General features: G+C 73.7%; 15 protein-coding genes. 10 read left to right on the top strand and 5 right to left on the bottom strand.

Annotation, left to right across the window (positions count from 1 at the left end):
• Positions 1-150 precede the first annotated feature (150 nt).
• Positions 151-762, bottom strand: coding sequence for an RNA polymerase sigma factor (locus QBL25_RS33710; RefSeq protein ID WP_409060725.1), 612 nt, complete (start codon positions 760-762; stop codon positions 151-153).
• A gap of 233 nt (positions 763-995) precedes the next feature.
• Here QBL25_RS33710 and QBL25_RS33705 point away from each other — a divergent pair, with 233 nt between their 5' ends.
• Positions 996-2,141 (top strand): M20 family metallopeptidase, encoded by a 1,146-nt coding sequence (locus QBL25_RS33705; RefSeq protein WP_409062870.1) that lies wholly within the window; start codon positions 996-998, stop codon positions 2,139-2,141.
• Here QBL25_RS33705 and QBL25_RS33700 read toward each other — a convergent pair.
• Genes QBL25_RS33700 through QBL25_RS33690 form a run of 3 tightly spaced genes read right to left on the bottom strand, consistent with a single transcriptional unit; the run spans position 2,104 to position 5,064 of the window.
• Positions 2,104-2,931, bottom strand: a complete 828-nt coding sequence (locus QBL25_RS33700) for an ABC transporter ATP-binding protein (RefSeq protein WP_409060724.1) — start codon at positions 2,929-2,931, stop codon at positions 2,104-2,106. The two genes, QBL25_RS33705 and QBL25_RS33700, sit on opposite strands and share 38 nt — an antisense overlap.
• 4 nt (positions 2,932-2,935) lie before the next feature.
• The gene (locus tag QBL25_RS33695) at positions 2,936-4,048 is read right to left on the bottom strand and encodes a FecCD family ABC transporter permease (RefSeq protein WP_409060723.1); all 1,113 of its coding nucleotides are present in this window, start codon (positions 4,046-4,048) and stop codon (positions 2,936-2,938) included.
• Positions 4,045-5,064, bottom strand: a complete 1,020-nt coding sequence (locus QBL25_RS33690; RefSeq protein WP_409062869.1) for a FecCD family ABC transporter permease — start codon at positions 5,062-5,064, stop codon at positions 4,045-4,047. The genes QBL25_RS33695 and QBL25_RS33690 overlap by 4 nt, the downstream gene beginning before the upstream one ends.
• A 225-nt stretch (positions 5,065-5,289) precedes the next feature.
• Here QBL25_RS33690 and QBL25_RS33685 point away from each other — a divergent pair, with 225 nt between their 5' ends.
• The 9 genes from QBL25_RS33685 to QBL25_RS33645 all read left to right on the top strand — a co-directional run bounded on the left by QBL25_RS33685 (position 5,290) and on the right by QBL25_RS33645 (position 15,641).
• Complete coding sequence (locus QBL25_RS33685) at positions 5,290-6,273, top strand: ABC transporter substrate-binding protein (RefSeq protein WP_409060722.1); 984 nt, start codon at positions 5,290-5,292, stop codon at positions 6,271-6,273.
• Entirely contained in the window at positions 6,270-7,055 is a 786-nt protein-coding gene (locus QBL25_RS33680) for a 2,3-dihydro-2,3-dihydroxybenzoate dehydrogenase (RefSeq protein WP_409060721.1), read from the top strand. The genes QBL25_RS33685 and QBL25_RS33680 overlap by 4 nt, the downstream gene beginning before the upstream one ends.
• 39 nt (positions 7,056-7,094) lie before the next feature.
• The gene (dhbC, locus tag QBL25_RS33675; protein ID WP_409060720.1) at positions 7,095-8,321 is read left to right on the top strand and encodes an isochorismate synthase DhbC; all 1,227 of its coding nucleotides are present in this window, start codon (positions 7,095-7,097) and stop codon (positions 8,319-8,321) included.
• Positions 8,318-9,943 (top strand): (2,3-dihydroxybenzoyl)adenylate synthase, encoded by a 1,626-nt coding sequence (locus QBL25_RS33670; RefSeq protein ID WP_409060719.1) that lies wholly within the window; start codon positions 8,318-8,320, stop codon positions 9,941-9,943. Before dhbC ends, QBL25_RS33670 begins: the two co-directional genes overlap by 4 nt.
• Positions 9,944-10,033: 90 nt before the next feature.
• Positions 10,034-10,666: an isochorismatase family protein gene (locus QBL25_RS33665; protein WP_409060718.1), complete on the top strand. Its 633-nt coding sequence runs from the start codon at positions 10,034-10,036 to the stop codon at positions 10,664-10,666.
• 1 nt (position 10,667) lies between these two features.
• Positions 10,668-10,898, top strand: coding sequence for a phosphopantetheine-binding protein (locus tag QBL25_RS33660; RefSeq protein WP_409060717.1), 231 nt, complete (start codon positions 10,668-10,670; stop codon positions 10,896-10,898).
• Complete coding sequence (locus tag QBL25_RS33655) at positions 10,895-14,782, top strand: amino acid adenylation domain-containing protein (RefSeq protein WP_409060716.1); 3,888 nt, start codon at positions 10,895-10,897, stop codon at positions 14,780-14,782. The genes QBL25_RS33660 and QBL25_RS33655 overlap by 4 nt, the downstream gene beginning before the upstream one ends.
• Positions 14,779-14,985: an MbtH family NRPS accessory protein gene (locus QBL25_RS33650; protein WP_409060715.1), complete on the top strand. Its 207-nt coding sequence runs from the start codon at positions 14,779-14,781 to the stop codon at positions 14,983-14,985. The genes QBL25_RS33655 and QBL25_RS33650 overlap by 4 nt, the downstream gene beginning before the upstream one ends.
• Positions 14,982-15,641, top strand: a complete 660-nt coding sequence (locus tag QBL25_RS33645; RefSeq protein WP_409060714.1) for a 4'-phosphopantetheinyl transferase family protein — start codon at positions 14,982-14,984, stop codon at positions 15,639-15,641. The genes QBL25_RS33650 and QBL25_RS33645 overlap by 4 nt, the downstream gene beginning before the upstream one ends.
• On the opposite strand, the gene fes is transcribed toward QBL25_RS33645, so the two are convergent.
• Positions 15,563-16,891 carry an enterochelin esterase gene (gene fes / locus QBL25_RS33640; protein ID WP_409060713.1) on the bottom strand — a complete coding sequence of 443 codons (1,329 nt, stop codon included), beginning with the start codon at positions 16,889-16,891 and terminating at the stop codon, positions 15,563-15,565. The two genes, QBL25_RS33645 and fes, sit on opposite strands and share 79 nt — an antisense overlap.
• Positions 16,892-16,895: the final 4 nt, after the last annotated feature.

The following is a 16,895-nucleotide window of genomic DNA, read 5'->3' as shown; positions in this document are numbered from 1 at the left end:
CGGGGGTCGTTGTCCTGCACGCCCCACTCCGCACGGTTCTGGGCGGGGGCACCAGGCTCGCGCTTGCGCGACCGCGAAGCGGCTTGGCCTGGTGCCCCCGCCCGGGACCGTGTTCGGATGGGCGTACAGGACAACGGCTCCGAGGGCCGGTCAGGGCGTGCTCTTCTTGCCGGTCCCCCGCACCGGGTTCCGCATGCTTCTGCGGAAGCGGTAGATCCGCCCCTCGACGGCACGCTCGCTGAGCCGCAGGTGGTCGGCGATCTCGTCGTGCCGGTAGCCGGCGGCCACGAGGGCCAGCACGGAGCGGACCTCGGGCTCGGCCGTGCGCAGGGCCCGCTCCAACTCGTCTCGGGTGACGGCCCCGAGGGCGGGGTCGGCGGGAGCGCCCTTGGCGGCGATGACCGCGGCGCAGGCTTCGTGCTCGTCGAGCCGGCGTAGGCGGGCCTTCCGCCACCGTTCGAACACCGTCGGGAATTGCAGGTGGAGCGCGCCCACGAACCAGGTCTCCAGCGCGGCGCCCTTGCCCGCGTCCCACGTGTCCCATGGCTGGACCCGCTGTTCCAGGACCGCGATGAGGGTCTGGCTGGCCAGGGCGTGGCGCTCGTCGGCCGAAGCGCGCAGGGTCTCCAGCTCGTCGAAGGTCGGTGAGATGTGGGGCCATACTCCGCGGCACGCTTCGTAGATCCGCCGTGAACGGATCTGGCCCAGCAGGACTCTGTATCCGTGCGCGCTGACACGGTCACGGACCTCGGTGTCCGGCACGCCGGGGCAACAGTCGCGGGCATGCGGCCTGTTCGGTGTCGCCGATGGGTCTCCCATGATGGTTATATGCACCACCCGCCCCACAACCCACGCGCATTTCTCAAGTTTTTTCGACGTCTTGGCAGCCACCCGGCGGTGTCGCCCGGGGGCGGTGCCCCGGGGTCCGGGCCGCGCCGCCCTAAGCTGGCCCGGCAGAGGTGGGCGTGTGGTGAGGAGATGGTGGGGTGGGTGCGGTGGAGCAGGTCAAGGAGGAGATCCGGGCTCGGGTCGGGGAGGTGCGGGAGGAGCTTGTCGGGCTCAGCCGACGGATTCACGGGCATCCCGAGATCGCGTTCGAGGAGCGGCGGGCCGCCGGGTGGTGTGCCGAGGTGCTGCGCGGGCACGGGTTCGCGGTGACGGCGCCTGCCCATGGGCTTGAGACCGCCTTCGAGGCGACGATGGGATCGGGTCCCGTGACCGTCGCGCTGACCTGTGAGTACGACGCGCTGCCCGGCATGGGGCACGCCTGCGGGCACAATCTGATCGCGGCGGCCGGGGTGGGGGCCGCTCTCGGGCTTGCTCCCTTCGTCGATCAACTGGGCCTCACCGTACGGGTGTTGGGCACCCCTGCCGAGGAAAGCGGGGCCGGGAAGGCGCTGCTGCTGGACGCCGGGGCCTTCAAGGGGGTCGACGCGGCGATGATGGTCCACCCGTGTCCGTTCGAGGTCGCCGACTTCCGCTCGTACGCGATGGGGGCGCTCTCGGTGGAGTACACGGGCAAGTCCGCGCACGCCGCGCTCAACCCGCAGGACGGGCGGAACGCGGCCGACGCGCTGACCGTGGCGCAGGTCGCCCTCGGGCTGCTCCGGCAGCAGCTGCCCGGGGAGTGGAAGGTGCACGGGATCACCACCGGGGCCGGGACCGCGCTCAACGCGATTCCCGAACGGGCGAGCGCCGCGTACGCGCTGCGGACCCCGTCGGTGGAGGACCTGCGCGAGCTGCGGGAACGGGTGGCGGACTGCTTCCGGGCGGGCGCGCTCGCGGCCGGGTGCTCGGTGGAGCTGGAACAGCCCGCGCCCGACTACCTCGACTTCCGGTCCGACGCCGGACTCGTCGCGCTGTGGGAGGCGAACGCCCGCGCCCTCGGCCGGCCCGAACCGCAGCGGCGCGGGCCCTTCGCCTCCACGGACATGGGCAACGTCTCGCACGTCGTGCCGTCGATCCACCCCGTGCTCGACATCAGCGGGGGCGGCTGCGGCCCGCACCAGCCGGAGTTCGCCGCCGCGGCCGCCACACCGGTGGCCGAACAGGCCATGGTCGACGGGGCCGTGGGGCTCGCGTGGACGGCCGCGGACTTCGCCGTCAGCCGGTCGGCGGTTTCGTCACCGCCGCCTTCGTAGTGGCATCCGTGACCGCCTTCGCCGACGGCACGACCACCGGGGAGCCGTCGCCCGGCGCCGACAGGATGTCCGCGTCGATGCCGTACAGCTCCTTGACCAGCTCGGCGGTCACCACCTCGCGGGCCGGGCCGTTCGCGACGACCTTGCCCGCGTTCATGGCGATGACGGTGTCGGCGTACCGCGCGGCGCTCGCCAGGTCGTGCAGGACCATGACGACCGTGCGGCCCGCGGCGGCCACCTCCCTGACCAGGGAGAGGACTTCGACGGCGTGCCCGAGGTCCAGGGCGCTCGTCGGTTCGTCCAGGAGCACGATCGGCGTCTGCTGGGCGAGGACCATGGCGAGCCAGCAGCGCTGCCGCTGGCCGCCGGAGAGGTGGTCGAGCCGGCGCGCGGCGAGCTCCGTGGTGCCGGTGGCCTCCAGGGCCTCGCGCACCGCGGCCTCGTCCTCGCGCGACCACTGGCGGAACAGACCCTGGTGGGGATGGCGGCCGTAGCGGACGAGTCCGGCGACGGTGACCGCCTCGGGGGCCTGCGGCGACTGGGCGAGCAGCGCGATGCGGTGGGCCGCGCGGCGCTGCGTGAGCCGCCACACGTCCTCGTCGCCGGCGCGCACCGTGCCCGAACTCGGCTTGTGGAGGCGGGAGACGGAACGCAGCAGCGTCGATTTCCCGCAGCCGTTCGGGCCGACGATGGCGGCGACCTGTCCGCTGGGGATGGTCAGGTCGACGCCGTCCACGGCGGCCGTGTGGCCGGGGTAGCCGGAGGTGAGCGCCTCGACGGTCAGTTGCACGGGGTCAGGCCTTTCCGGTCTGCTGCTCGGAGTTCTTGCCGAAGAGGACCCACAGGAGGAAGGGTCCGCCCAGGACGCTGGTGATGACGCCGACGGGGATCTCCACGGGGGCGACGACCCGGCCGAGCGCGTCGGCGGCGCCCACGAGGGCCGCGCCGACCAGGGCCGAGCCGATGACCGGGACGCGGGTCGGGCCGCTGAGCCGGGTGGCGACGACGGGTGCGGCGAGCGCGACGAAGGCGATCGGGCCGCCGATGCCGACGGCGACGCCGGACAGGGCCACGGCGAGCGCGAGGGTGACCGCCCGCACGCGGCGGACGTTCACGCCGAGGGTGGCCGCCATGTCGTCGTCGAAGCGCAGGAGTTGGAGGCGGCTCCCGGCGACGAGGGAGAGCGGGACCAGGACGAGCAGGACGATCGACAGGGGGGTGCCGACGCTCCAGTCCCGGCCGCTGAGCGAGCCGACGGTCCAGAGGAAGACGCCGCCCGCGGTGTTGTCGTTCTCGCGGGACATGACGAGGTCGGTGACGGCACCGATCACGGTGGAGACGCCGATGCCGACGACCAGGATGCGGTATCCGCCGCTGCCCGCGCCGCCGGCGCAGGCAACGACGACCATGGCCGCGGCGGCGGCCCCCAGCGGCCCCAGCCACCAGTCGCCGATCATGCCGGTGGACGAACCGACGACGGAGGCGACGACGGCCGCGGTGGCCCCCTCGTTGACGCCGATGAGGTCGGGGGTGGCGAGCCGGTTCCCGGCGAGCGTCTGGGTCAGGCAGCCCGCGACGCCGAGCGCCGCGCCGACCATCAGGCCCACGGCGATCCGCGGGAGGCGGAAGTCCTGGACGAGCATGACGGTGGCGGAGTCGCCGGTTCCGAGCAGGCCGGAGAGGCTGTCGGACAAGCTCATCCCGGTGGAGCTGGCGAAGGTGGCGAGCGAGACGACCGCCGCGATCACCAGCGTGAGCCCGACGGCGGCCAGGGCGCTGCGGTGCGGGAAGAGCCAGGAGAGGGTCCCGACGCGTACGGCGGTGGAGTCGGGCGGCGTGATGTCGGCCTCGGTCGGCTGCGTGGGCCCGGTCGCTTCCGAGGACTCTGGTGCCTCGTGGGTGCTCACGTCGTGACCCCCGCCGTGGACATCCGCTGCGAGCGGGCGATCCAGATCAGCAACGGGCCGCCGATGAAGGCGAGGAGCACGCTGACCGGGGTCTCCCAGGGGCGGATCACGATCCGGGCGAGGAGATCCGCGGCGATCATCACGTTCGCCGCGACGAGCGCGGAGAGCACCAACTGGCCCGCCATCCGGGGGCCGGTCACGGCCCGCGCCGCGTAGGGGGCGAGCAGGCCGAGGAAGGCGATGGGCCCGGCGAGGGCCACCGCGGAGCCCGCGAGGAGGGTCACGGCCGCGGCGACGGTCAGGCGGATGCGCCCCGGGTGGTGGCCCAGGGAGCGCGCGCTGTCGTCGCCGAGCGCCAGGGCGGCGAGCGGGCGTACGCAGCAGAAGGCGATCAGGAGCCCGGCCGCGATCAGCGGGATCAGGGGGTATGTCTCGGAGGTCTTGATCCCGGCGAGCGAGCCGATGGTCCAGTAGCGGTAGGTGTCGAAGGTGGCCTGCTCGCCCAGGAGGACGTACGACGTCATGCCGTGGAAGGTCGCGCCGAGCGCCGATCCGGCGAGGACGAGCCGCAGCGGCGAGCCCGCGGCCCGGCCGGACGCGGCCAGCAGCAGCACCACGGCGCTCGCGGCCATGCCGCCGGCCAGGGCCCACACCAACACGCCGTACGCCGAGGTCACCTGGAAGTAGGTGAGGCCGATCACGACGCCCAGCGCCGCGCCCGAGTTGACCCCGAGGAGGCCGGTCTCGGCGAGCGGGTTGCGCGTGACGGCCTGAAGGAGGCAGCCGGCGGCGCCGAGGGCGACGCCGACCAAGGCGCCGGCGAGCGTGCGCGGGAGGCGTACGTCCATGACGGCGAGCCGTATCTGGGCGTCGGCCCGCGCCGACGGATCTCCGGTGAGGAAGTCCCAGGCGCGGCCCATGGGCGTCGACCCGGACCCCACCAGGAGCGACAGCAGGCCGAGCGACAAGAGCAGGACGACGAGGGCGGCGGCCGCCCACAGCGTGGGGCGATGCATCTTCGCCAAGTCCGGTATCGGAGGTCTGGATCCGGACGTTGGGACCGGCCCCCCTTGCGCAACCAACATGAAGTTAGCCTAACCTAACCTTGACTTGGAGCCCCGAGTCGGGGTGGCGGCGAACTCCCTGTGCTTTCAGGGGCGATTCGTCATGCCCCGACGCGGCCAGGGATAACCCTTATGTCCGGCCTGACCCCCGGACTCTGAAGCATGGAGATCACGGACATGTCCTCGAACCACTCCCCGCGCACTCGGCTGACCGCGGTCGCGGCCCTCACCCTGGCCTCCGCCCTCACCCTCTCCGCCTGCGGTTCGGACTCGTCCGACGACTCCGACTCCGGCAGCAAGGCCAAGAACGCCGCGAAGGCCGTCACCGTCACCGACGCCTCCGGTGCGGAGGTAAAGGTTCCGGCCAACCCCGAGAAGGTCGTCGCGCTGAGCGAGATGGACCTGGACTCCGCTCTCGCCCTGAAGGTCAAGCCCGTCGGGCTCTCCGCGGGCCGCGGCCAGAAGGGTGCCCCCGAGTACCTGGCCGACCAGGCCAAGGGCATCCCGGTGGTCGGCGCGGTCACCGGCCCCGACCTGGAGAAGGTCCTCCAGGCCAAGCCGGACGTCATCCTCGCCGGGCAGCTCGCCGACCAGCAGGTCCTCAAGCAGCTCAAGGAGATAGCCCCGACGGTCGTCACGATCGACAGAACCAAGGACTGGAAGAAGTCCCTGGAGATCACCGGCAAGGTGCTCGGCAAGTCCAACGAGGCGAGCGCGTTCCTCAAGGACTACGACACCAAGGCCGCCGCCGTGCAGAAGAACCTCGGCGACAACGCGGGCGCGAGCGTCTCCGTGGCGCGCTACTCCGCCAAGGGCACCGCCGTCATGCAGCAGGGCGTGTTCATCTCCGACGTCCTGAAGGACCTCGGCTTCAAGCGGCCCGGCATCCAGAACAAGAAGGGCGAGGGCCACTCGACGCCGCTCAGCGACGAGGACCTGAAGCAGATCGACGGCGACTGGCTGTTCATCGGCACCCTCGGCTCCACCGGTCCGGACGCCGACCTCTTCAAGGAGCTGAAGGGCAAGGCCGCGTACAAGCAGCTCGACGCGGTCAAGGAGGACCACACCACCGAGATCGACGGTTCGAAGTGGACCAGCCTGGGTGGCGCGCAGGCCGCCGTCTCCGTCCTGGAGGACGTCGAGAAGGCGATGGGCAAGTGACCTCCGGCATAACCGACCCCGAGCTCGCGGGCCGGGTGGCCCTGGTCACCGGCGCGGGCCGGGGCATCGGACAGGCCGTGGCCCGCGCGCTCGCCGAGCGCGGCGCGCGGGTCGTGGCCGCCGACCGCTCGCCCGACGTCAAGAACCAGCCGACGGACGGTCCCGTCACCGGCCTGGTCCTCGACGTCACCGACGCGGCAGCCGTGGACGCGGCGATCGACGACATCGAGCGCACCGTCGGGCCGTTGGACGTCCTCGTGAACGTGGCGGGCATCCTGCGGCCCGCCCCGGTCGTCGACCTCACCGACACCGACTGGGCGGAGACCTTCGCCGTCAACACCAACGGCGTCTTCCACACCTCGCGCGCGGCGGCCCGCCGCATGACCGCGCGGGGCAAGGGCTCCATCGTGACGGTCGGCTCGAACGCCGCCGGGGTGCCGCGCACCCAGCTGGCCGCGTACGCCGCGTCCAAAGCCGCTGCCACGATGTTCACCAAGTGCCTCGGCCTCGAAGTCGCCCGCGACGGCGTGCGCTGCAACGTCGTGTCGCCCGGTTCCACCCACACCGACATGCAGCGGCAGCTGTGGACGGGCGACCACGAGCAGGCCGCGGCCCGCGTCATCGACGGCGACCCGGACTCCTACCGGGTCGGCATTCCGCTCGGCCGGATCGCCGACCCCTCCGACATCGCCGACGCGGTCGCCTTCCTGGTCTCCGACCGGGCCAGGCACATCACCCTGCACGACCTGTACGTGGACGGCGGCGCCACCCTGCGCGCCTGAAAGCCGCGCCGCCCTCCCCTACTTGACGAGGAGTCATCCGTGACACCCCCCAACGACGTGGTCGCAGTCGCCGCCCCCACCACCCCCGGGGCCGTCGGCGCGGCGACCGCGCTGCTCGACGCCTACCGACCCGGCGACACCCGGTTCTTCGCGTCGCCCACCCGTACCCTCCTCGCCCACGGCACGGCCGCCGAAGTGCCGCACGACGAGCGGCCGTTGGCCGAGCGGGTCGCCGCCACCCTCGACGCGCAGGTGCGCGCGGGCAACCAGGCTCCGGTCGTGGTGGGCTCCATCCCCTTCGACCCGGCCGAGCCCGCCGTCCTCGCCGTGCCCGAAGCGGCCCGCTGGGCGCCCGCCCTGCGCACCGACCCGCTCGTGGCCCTGCCCACCCCGCCGCCCGCCACGGCCGGCGGCTGGCAGGTGCGCGAGGTCCCCTCGGGCGCGGAGTACGCCGCGTCGGTCGAGGCGGCGGTGGCGCGTATGAAGAGCGGTGAGTTCGACAAGGTCGTCCTCGCCCGCACCCTGGAGCTGTCCACGCCCTCATCGGGCGGCCCGCTCGACCTGCCCGCGATGCTCCAGCGCCTTGCCCGGCGCGACCCGCACGGTTACTCCTTCGCCGTGCCCTCGGGCGAGGGCCGCACCCTGCTCGGCGCCAGCCCGGAGCTGCTCGTCTCCCGGCACGGCAACCGCCTGACCGCCAACCCGCTGGCCGGTTCGACGCCCCGCTCGGCGGACCTCGCCGAGGACGTGCGCCGGGCCGCCGCGCTGCTCGAATCGGCGAAGGACCTGCACGAGCACGCCGTCGTCGTGGACGCCGTGCACAAGGCGCTCGCCCCGTTCTGCACCGACCTGGAGGTGCCGGAGCGGCCCACCCTGGTGCGCACCGCCACCATGTGGCACCTGTCGACGACCGTCACCGGCGAGCTGGCCGAACCGGCCACCTCCGCCCTGGAGCTGGCCACCGCCCTGCACCCCACTCCGGCCGTCTGCGGTACCCCCACCGGGCACGCCCGTGACGTGATCGGCGAGCTGGAGCCTTTCGGCCGCGGGCACTACACCGGCATGGTGGGCTGGAGCGACGCGCGCGGCGACGGCGAGTGGGTCGTCACGATCCGCTGCGCCGAGGCCGAGGAGACGGAGAGCGGCGGACGGCTGCGGCTCTTCGCGGGCGCGGGCGTCGTGGCCGACTCCTCGCCGGAGGCCGAACGCGCCGAGACGGGCGCCAAGTTCCGTACGTTCCTGGACGCGGTGGGGGTCGACCGATGACGACGACGGACACGCGCACCGACGCACCGCCCATCCCGGAGGTGTTCGCCGAGCGGTACCGCGCCGCGGGCTACTGGCGCGGCGAGACCTTCGGCGGCATGCTCCGCGAGCGCGCCGACGCGCACCCCGCCCGGGTCGCGGTCACCGACGGGGAGCGCAACTGGACGTACGGCGAACTCGACGTGCGCGCCGACCAGTTGGCGGCCGGGTTCCTGGCGCGCGGCATCGGCAAGGGTGACCGGGTCGTCGTCCAGCTGCCGAACGTCGCCGAGTTCTTCGAGGTGATCTTCGCGCTGTTCCGGATCGGCGCCCTGCCGGTCTTCGCGCTGCCCGCGCACCGCGAGACGGAGATCCACTACTTCTGCGCGTTCACCGAGGCCGTCGCCTACGTCATCCCGGACCGGGCCGGCGGCTTCGACCACCGCGACCTCGCGGCCAAGGTCCGCGCCGAAGTGCCCACCCTGCGCCATGTGTTCGTGGTGGGCGACCCGGGCGAGCACACCGCCCTGGCGGACGTGCCGCGCGAGCCGGTGGAGATCGACGGCCCCGAGCCGTCCGACCTCGCGTTCCTCCAGCTGTCGGGCGGCAGCACCGGCGTACCGAAGCTGATCCCCCGCACCCACGACGACTACATGTACTCGCTGTGGGGCTCGAACGAGATCTGCGGCGTGACGGAGGACTCCGTCTACCTCGTGGCGCTGCCCGCGGCCCACAACTTCCCGCTGTCGTCGCCCGGTTCGCTGGGTCTGCTGTACGCGGGCGGCCGCGTGGTGATGTGCCCGCGGCCCGACCCGGACACCGCGTTCCCGCTCATCGAGCGCGAGCGGGTGACCATCACCGGGCTCGTCCCGCCGCTGGCCCTGGTCTGGACGGACGCGGGGCGCTCCACGCCGTACGACATCTCCAGCCTGGAAGTGCTCCTGGTGGGCGGCGCGAAGTTCAGCGAGTCGGCCGCGCGCCGGGTCGCCCCCGCGCTCGGCTGCACCCTCCAGCAGGTCTTCGGGATGGCCGAGGGCCTGGTCAACTACACGCGTCTGGACGACCCGGCGGAGACGATCGTCACCACCCAGGGCCGCCCGATCTCTCCCGACGACGAGATCCGCATCGTCGACGACCTCGACCAGGCCGTGCCGGACGGCGAGGCGGGCCATCTGCTGACCCGCGGCCCGTACACGATCCGCGGTTACTGGCGCGCGCCCGAGCACAACGCCCGCTCCTTCACCGCTGACGGCTTCTACCGCACCGGCGACATCGTCAGCCGCACCCCCACCGGGCACCTGGTGGTGGAGGGCCGGGCGAAGGACCAGATCAACCGCGGCGGCGAGAAGATCGCGCCGGAGGAGGTCGAGAACATCATCCTCGCCCACCCCCACGTCCACGACGTGTCGGTCGTCGCCGTCCCCGACGAGTACCTCGGCGAGCGGACCCTCGCGTACGTGATCCTGCGCGCGGACGCCGGACCCCTGAAGCCCGTCGTCATCAAGAAGTTCGTGCGGGAGCGGGGCCTGGCCGCGTACAAGGTGCCCGACCGGGTCGAGTTCGTGACCGCCTTCCCGCAGACCGGCATCGGCAAGATCAGCAAGAAGGACCAGCGGACGACCGCCGCCGCTCCGGGCAGCTGACCTCCGCGCGGGCGACCCCCGCGCGGCCGGCCCCGCCCGGCGCCACCCCGATCCACCCAGCTACCCCGCGTTTCCCGAAAGGCCCCCACCATGGCGCTCCCCGCCGTCACGCCGTACCCGATGCCCTCCCCCGAGGAGCTGCCCGCGAACCGGGTCTCCTGGACCATCGACCCGCAGCGGGCGGTGCTGCTCGTCCATGACCTGCAAAACCACTTCCTGACCGCCTACACCCCCGACACCTCGCCGACCACGGAACTGCTTTCCAACGTCGGCGAGCTGGCGAAGGCGGCCCGCGCGTCCGGCATTCCCGTCATCTACTCCGCGCAGCCCGGCGGTCAGTCGCCGGCCGAGCGCGGTCTCCAGCAGGACTTCTGGGGGCCGGGGCTGCCCGACGACGAGCACGCCAAGGCCATCGCGGGCCCGGTCGCGCCGGAGCCCGGCGACACGGTGCTCACGAAGTGGAAGTACAGCGCGTACGTCCGCACCGACCTGGAGCAGCGCATGCGTGAGACGGGCCGCGACCAGCTCGTCGTCGTCGGCGTGTACGCGCACATCGGCGTCCTGATGACGGCCTGCGACGCGTGGATGCGCGACGTGCAGGCCTTCGTGGTCGCGGACGCCGTCGCCGACTTCTCGCGCGAGGAGCACGACATGGCGCTGCGGTACGCCGCGGGCCGGTGCGCGGTCGTCACCACCACCGACACGGTTCTGAAGGGGATCTGACATGGCGCTCAGCGTGGAAGTCATACGGGCCGACGTCGCCGACGTGCTCGGCGAGGACCCGGCCGACATCCCCCTCGACGAGAACCTCGTCGACTACGGCCTGGATTCGGTGCGCATCATGTCGCTCATCGAGCGCTGGCGCCGCGAGCACGAGATCACCGCCACCTTCGTCGACCTGGCCGAGCAGCCCGCCATCGAGGCCTGGGCGCCGATTCTGGGAGCCTCGGCATGAGGCTCACCGCTGCCCAGTCGGGCATGTGGTTCGCGCAGGCGCTCGACCCCGGCAGCCCGGCCCAGAACACGGCCGAATGCCTGGAGATCCACGGTCCCCTCGATCCGTCGCTGTTCGCCCGGACCCTGCGTCAGGTGGTGTCCGAGGCCGACGCCTTGCGCGTGCGGATCATCGAAGGGGCCGAGGGTCCGGCCCAGTTGGAGGTCGTCGATCCGACGCTGCCCCTGAAGGTGCGCGACCTGCGGGCCGCGGCCGACCCGGACGCCGACGCGCGGGCCTGGATGCGCGAGGACCTGGCCACGCCCTTCGACCTGGCGGCCGGACCACTGTTCGCGCACGCGCTCTTCCGCGTCGCCGACGAGCGGTGGCTGTGGTACCAGCGGGTGCACCACATCGTGATGGACGGCTTCGGCTACTCGCTGCTCGCCCGCCGCACCGCCGAGGTCTACACCGCGCTCGCCGCGGGCGACGAGCCGGGCGACAGCCCCTTCGGGCGGCTGGCGGACCTGGTCGCCGAGGACACCGCGTACCGCGCGTCGGAGGCGTTCGAGACGGACCGCGGGTACTGGAAAGGCGCCTTCGCCGACCGGCCCGAGGCGCGCAGCCTGGCCGGGCGCACCGCGCTGCCGTCCCGCACCTTCCACCGCCGCAGCGCCCGCCTCTCCCCCGAGGCGACCTCGCGGCTGCGGGAGTCGGCCGCCTCGATGCGGGCGACCTGGCCGGAGGTGCTCGTCGCCGCCCAGGCCCTGTACGTCTCCCGGGCCACCGGCTCGGCCGAGGTGGTGCTCGGCCTGCCGATGATGGGCCGCATGGGTTCGGTGGCGCTGCGCGTGCCCGGCATGGTGATGAACGTGCTGCCGCTGCGGCTCACCGTGACCCCGCAGGCCACCTTCGCCGAGCTCACCCGGCAGGTGGTGCTCGGCATCCGCGCCGCCCGCCGCCACCAGCGCTACCGCTACGAGGACATCCGCCGCGACCTCGGCCTGCTCGGCGAGGGCCGCGCGCTGGTCGGGCCGCTGGTCAACGTCATGCCGTTCGACTACGGCCTGACCTTCGCGGGCGCCCGCACCGAGGCCCACAACCTGTCGGCGGGCCCGGTCGACGACCTCACGGTCAACGTGTACGACCGCGCCGACGGCAGCGGCCTGCGCATCGACTACGACGGCAACCCCGCCCTGTACGCCCCGGAGGAACTCGGCGTCCACCAGGCGCGGTTCATGGAGCTCCTGGAGCGAATCGCCGATGCGGGCCCGCACGTCCCGCTGGCCGAGCACACCATCGCCCGCCGCGCCGAACTCACCCTCGTCGTCGACGAGTTCAACGCCACCGCGCACCCGGTGCCGCCCACCACCCTCGTCGGCCCGATCGAGGGCCAGGCCGTGCGCACCCCGGACGCCACCGCCCTGGTCTTCGGCGACCAGGAGCTGACGTACGCCGAGCTGAACGCCCGCGCCAACCGCCTGGCCCACCGGCTCATCGAGGCCGGCGTGGGTCCGGGCGCGCTCGCGGCGGTCGCCGTGCCCCGCTCCCTGGATCTGGTGATCACGCTCCTGGCCGTCCTGAAGGCGGGCGGCGCCTACCTGCCGCTGGACCCGGACTACCCGGCGGACCGCCTCGCGTACATGCTGGACGACGCGGGCCCCGCCTGCGTGATCGCCGACCGCGCCGGCCGGGTGCCCGCGTCGGACGTGCCGCTCATCGCCCTGGACGGCCTCGACACGACGCCGTACGGCGCGTACGACCCGCCGCGCGCGCTCACCCCGCACCACCCCGCCTACGTCATCTACACCTCCGGGTCGACCGGCCGCCCCAAGGGCGTCGTCGTGCCGCACTCGGCGATCGACAACCGGCTGCGCTGGATGCAGGACCAGTACGCCCTCGCCCCGGGTGACCGCGTGCTCCAGAAGACGCCGTCCGGGTTCGATGTGTCGGTGTGGGAGTTCTTCTGGGCGCTGCGGGTGGGCGCGACACTCGTCGTCGCCGAGCCCGGCGGCCACAAGGACCCGGCGTACCTCGCGCGGGTCATCCGCGAACAGGCCGTCACCGTCTGCCACTTCGTGCCGTCGATGCTCCAGGTGTTCCTGGCCGAACCGGCCGCCGCGGACTGCGGGGGCCTGCGGCACGTCTTCTGCAGCGGCGAGGCGCTGCCGCGCGAGACGGTGCGGGAGTTCGGGCGCGTCCTCGACGGCGTACCGCTGCACAATCTGTACGGGCCGACCGAGGCCGCCGTCGACGTGACGTACCACCCGTGCGCCACCGACGCGACGGGTCCGGTGCCGATCGGCAAGCCCGTCTGGAACACCCGCCTGTACGTCCTGGACGCGGCGCTCCAGCCGTGCCCGCCGGGCGTCCAGGGCGAGTTGTTCCTCGCGGGCGCCCAGCTGGCGACCGAGTACCTGGGCCGTCCCGAACTGACCGCGTCCCGCTTCGTCGCCGACCCCTGCGGCCCGCCCGGCACCCGCATGTACCGCACGGGCGACCTGGCGCGCTGGACCGAGCACGGCGAGATCGAGTACCTGGGCCGCACCGACCACCAGGTGAAACTGCGCGGCCTGCGCATCGAACCGGGCGAGATCGAGGCCGAGCTGGCCGCCGACCCGGCGGTGGGCGCGGCCAGTGTCCTGGTCCGCGAGGACCGGCCCGGCGACCAGCGCCTGGTGGGGTACGTGACGCCCTCCGACACCGGAGCCGTCGCCGACCCCGAGGAGCTGCGCGCCCGCCTCGCGCGCACGCTGCCCGACTACATGGTGCCGGGCGCGGTCCTGGTGCTCGACGACTTCCCGCTCAGCCCGAACGGCAAGCTGGACCGGCGCGCCCTGCCCGCCCCCGCCTTCGAGGGGTCGGGCGAGGGCGGCCGGGTGCCGAGCGGCCACCGCGAGGAGACCCTCACCCGGCTGTTCGCCGAGATCCTCGGGGTGCCGCACCTCGGGGTGGACGACGCCTTCTTCGACCTCGGCGGCACCTCGCTCCTGGCGGCCCGCCTGGTCGCGCGGGTCCGGGACACCCTGGGCGCCGAGCTCACCATCGGCACGCTCTTCCAGGCCCAGACCCCCGCCGCGCTCGCCGCGCACCTGGACGCGGACCACACCGAGGCCGACCGCTCCCTGGACGTGCTGCTCCCGCTGCGCGCGGGCGGCGACCGCACGCCGCTGTTCGCCTTCCACCCGGCGGGCGGCATGAGCTGGTGCTACTCGGGGCTCCTGTCGCGGCTCGACCCGGGACAGCCGGTGTACGGGCTCCAGGCGCGCGGCCTGCACGGCGAGGGCGGCCTGCCCGCGAGCATGGAGGAGATGGCCGCCGAGTACGTCGACGCGCTGCGTGCCGTGCGCCCGCACGGCCCCTACCGGCTGATCGGCTGGTCGGTCGGCGGAGTCCTCGCGCACACGGTGGCCGTCCTGCTCCAGGAGGCGGGCGAGGACGTCGAGCTGCTGGCGCTGCTCGACGCCTACCCCTCCGACCAGTGGCGCGACGCGGCGGTCCCCGCGGAGGCGGACGCCCTGAAGGCGCTGCTGCGGATGGCGGGCTACGACCTGACGGACGAGCTGACCCGCGAGGACGTCCTGGCCACGCTCCAGCGCGAGGGCAGCGCCCTGGCGGGGCTGCCCGACCGGACGCTCTCGGCGGTCCTGGACATCGTGGTGAACAACGCCCGCCTGATGCGCGAGCACGACCACCGCCCCTTCGACGGCGACGCCCTGTTCTTCACGGCGTCCGCCCCGCGCGCCGAGGACTGGCTGACCAGGGAGGCCTGGACGCCGTACATCCGCGGCACGGTCGACAACCACGACGTGGAGTGCCTGCACCCGGAGCTGACGCAGCCGCGCCGCCTCGACGAGGTCTGCGCCGTCCTCGCCGCCCGCCTCAAGGAGCTGGACCACGCATGACGACGACCCCCGGCACCCCCGGCCCCTTCGACCCGGTGGACGCCGGACCGGACGCCGGGCCGACCCACCTGGTCCTGGCGAACGCGCGCGGCGAACACTCCCTGTGGCCGGTCTTCCGCGCCGCGCCCGAGGGCTGGACCACGGTGTACGGCCCGGAGACGTACGGCCGCTGTGTGGCCAGGCTCCAGGATCCGCCCGCGTGACGGAGATCGTGCTCGTCCGCCCGGCCCCGCTGGACGTGTCGCTCCTCGACGCCGAGGAGCGGCGCCGGGCGGCGGCGCTGCGGCGCCGCGGGGACCAGGAGCTGTACGCGGCGGCGCACACCGCGCTGCGGCGGCGGCTCGGGGCCATCCTCGGCGTCGGCCCCGCGGCGGTGGAACTGGTGCGGCTGCCCTGCCCGCTGTGCGGTGCTCCGCACGGCAGGCCCGCCGTCGCGGGCGGGGTGGGCCCGCACTTCTCGCTCTCCCACACGGACGGCCTCGCGCTGCTCGCCTTCGCGGACCGGCCGGTGGGCGCCGACGTCGAGCGGCTGCCGTCCGCGGACATGGTGGCCGACGTGGCGTCGGCCCTGCACCCCCAGGAGCAGGCCGAGCTGGCCGAACTCCCGTACACCGAGCGGCCGTTGGCCTTCGCCCGCTGCTGGACGCGCAAGGAGGCCTGCCTCAAGGGGACGGGCGAGGGCCTGGCCGGTGGCGGCATGGCCGCGCTCCTGGTGGGAACGGCGGCCACGCCGCTCCCCGTCACGGGCTGGACGGTACGGGACGTGTCCGTCCCGGAGGGTTACGCGGCGGCGGTGTCCACGTCGGACGGCCCGGCGGGATCCGGCGCCGTCTCCCCGGCCGCCTCCCCCGAGGCCTGAGCGCCCAGCAGCCCCACCAGGCCGTCCGCGAGTTCGGTGCGCCAGCACAGGTAGTCGTGTCCGCCGTTGAACTCGCGGTACACGGCGTCCTCGTACCCCTTGTCCCGCAAGGTGGCGCGCAGCCTGCGCAAGGCGGGCAGCGCCACCCACTCCTGCTCGCCGGCCGACAGCCAGAACCGCACCGGCAGCTTCTCGCACTCGGCGATGCGGCCGGTCAGCCACTCGGAGCTCTCCGGGTCGGGTCCGTCGGGCCACCAGAAGGACCCCGACTGCGCGAGGACCCGGCCGAACCGGCCCGGGGCCAGCACACCGGCGTACGCGGCGGTGAGACCGCCCAGGCTCTGGCCCGCCACGACGGTCCGGGCCGGATCGCCGGTGAGGGAGAGCCGCTCGCCCGCCCAGGGCAGCAGCTCGGACTCCAGGAACCCGACGAACCGTTCGTTGCAGGCGAGTTCGACCCACCGCTGGTCGGCGCCGAGGGATTCGGGCAGCAGGGCGGCCAGGGGCGGCAGACGCCCGTCGGCGATGAGGTTGTCCAGGAGGGCCGCGACGTCCAGGCCCGGCTGCCACATCTCGCCGTCCATGAGCACCAGGACGGGCAGGTCGTGACCGCCGCCCGGCGGCTCGTACAGGTGCACCCGCCGTTCGTTGCCGAGGAGTTCGCTGCGGACGGTGTGGGTGCTGACCGTGCCGCGCGCGACGCCCTCGCGGCGCCGCCAGTCGTCGCCCGCGGGCGCCTGCGGCAGCTCGACGTACGAGACGGGCTCGCCGCCCCACCGGCGGCTCAGGGTGCGGGAGTTGAGCGGGTCGGTCCGCTGCCGGTCCCGCAGCCAGGGCCAGTACGCGGCGTCGCCCGCCTCCGGCCCGTCGCCCTCGTCCACGCACAGGCCGTAGGTCGCGCGCCAGTCGGCCCGCATCCGGATCGACCAGTGCCAGATGTCCGTGTCCGGCACCCGCTCCATCAGGTTGGGGGTCATGTCACGCGGGTCGACGATCTTGTTCGGCATCGCGAGGACCGCGCGGGTCGCGTCCGTGCCCCGCCACAGGAAGGTGACCACCCGGTGTCCTTCGTCGCCCTGCGGGTCCGGCTCGACGACCGGCGCACCGCCCGCCTCCCGCACCGCGCCCCAGAAGTCGCCGCACTCCACGGCCCGCCGCACCCACGCGCTCGCCGCGCGCTCGACGGGCCGGGGCCGCGGGATGCGGGGCGGCCTGCGGGTCGCCCCGGCGGGAGGAGCGGTGAGCGGCATGGGG

It is taken from the genome of Streptomyces sp. SYP-A7185, from assembly GCF_046103685.1.
GTDB lineage: Bacteria > Actinomycetota > Actinomycetes > Streptomycetales > Streptomycetaceae > Streptomyces.
This window is presented reverse-complemented; position numbering and strand designations above follow the sequence as displayed.

Excerpts from the sequence above, each read along its gene's own strand:
- QBL25_RS33690 (WP_409062869.1), bottom strand. The coding sequence starts at position 5,064 with ATGCATCGCCCCACGCTGTGGGCGGCCGCCGCCCTCGTCGTCCTGCTC.
- QBL25_RS33685 (WP_409060722.1), top strand. The coding sequence starts at position 5,290 with ATGTCCTCGAACCACTCCCCGCGCACTCGGCTGACCGCGGTCGCGGCC.
- QBL25_RS33670 (WP_409060719.1), top strand. The coding sequence starts at position 8,318 with ATGACGACGACGGACACGCGCACCGACGCACCGCCCATCCCGGAGGTG.
- QBL25_RS33665 (WP_409060718.1), top strand. The coding sequence starts at position 10,034 with ATGGCGCTCCCCGCCGTCACGCCGTACCCGATGCCCTCCCCCGAGGAG.
- QBL25_RS33660 (WP_409060717.1), top strand. The coding sequence starts at position 10,668 with ATGGCGCTCAGCGTGGAAGTCATACGGGCCGACGTCGCCGACGTGCTC.
- QBL25_RS33655 (WP_409060716.1), top strand. The coding sequence starts at position 10,895 with ATGAGGCTCACCGCTGCCCAGTCGGGCATGTGGTTCGCGCAGGCGCTC.
- QBL25_RS33650 (WP_409060715.1), top strand. The coding sequence starts at position 14,779 with ATGACGACGACCCCCGGCACCCCCGGCCCCTTCGACCCGGTGGACGCC.
- fes (WP_409060713.1), bottom strand. The coding sequence starts at position 16,891 with ATGCCGCTCACCGCTCCTCCCGCCGGGGCGACCCGCAGGCCGCCCCGC.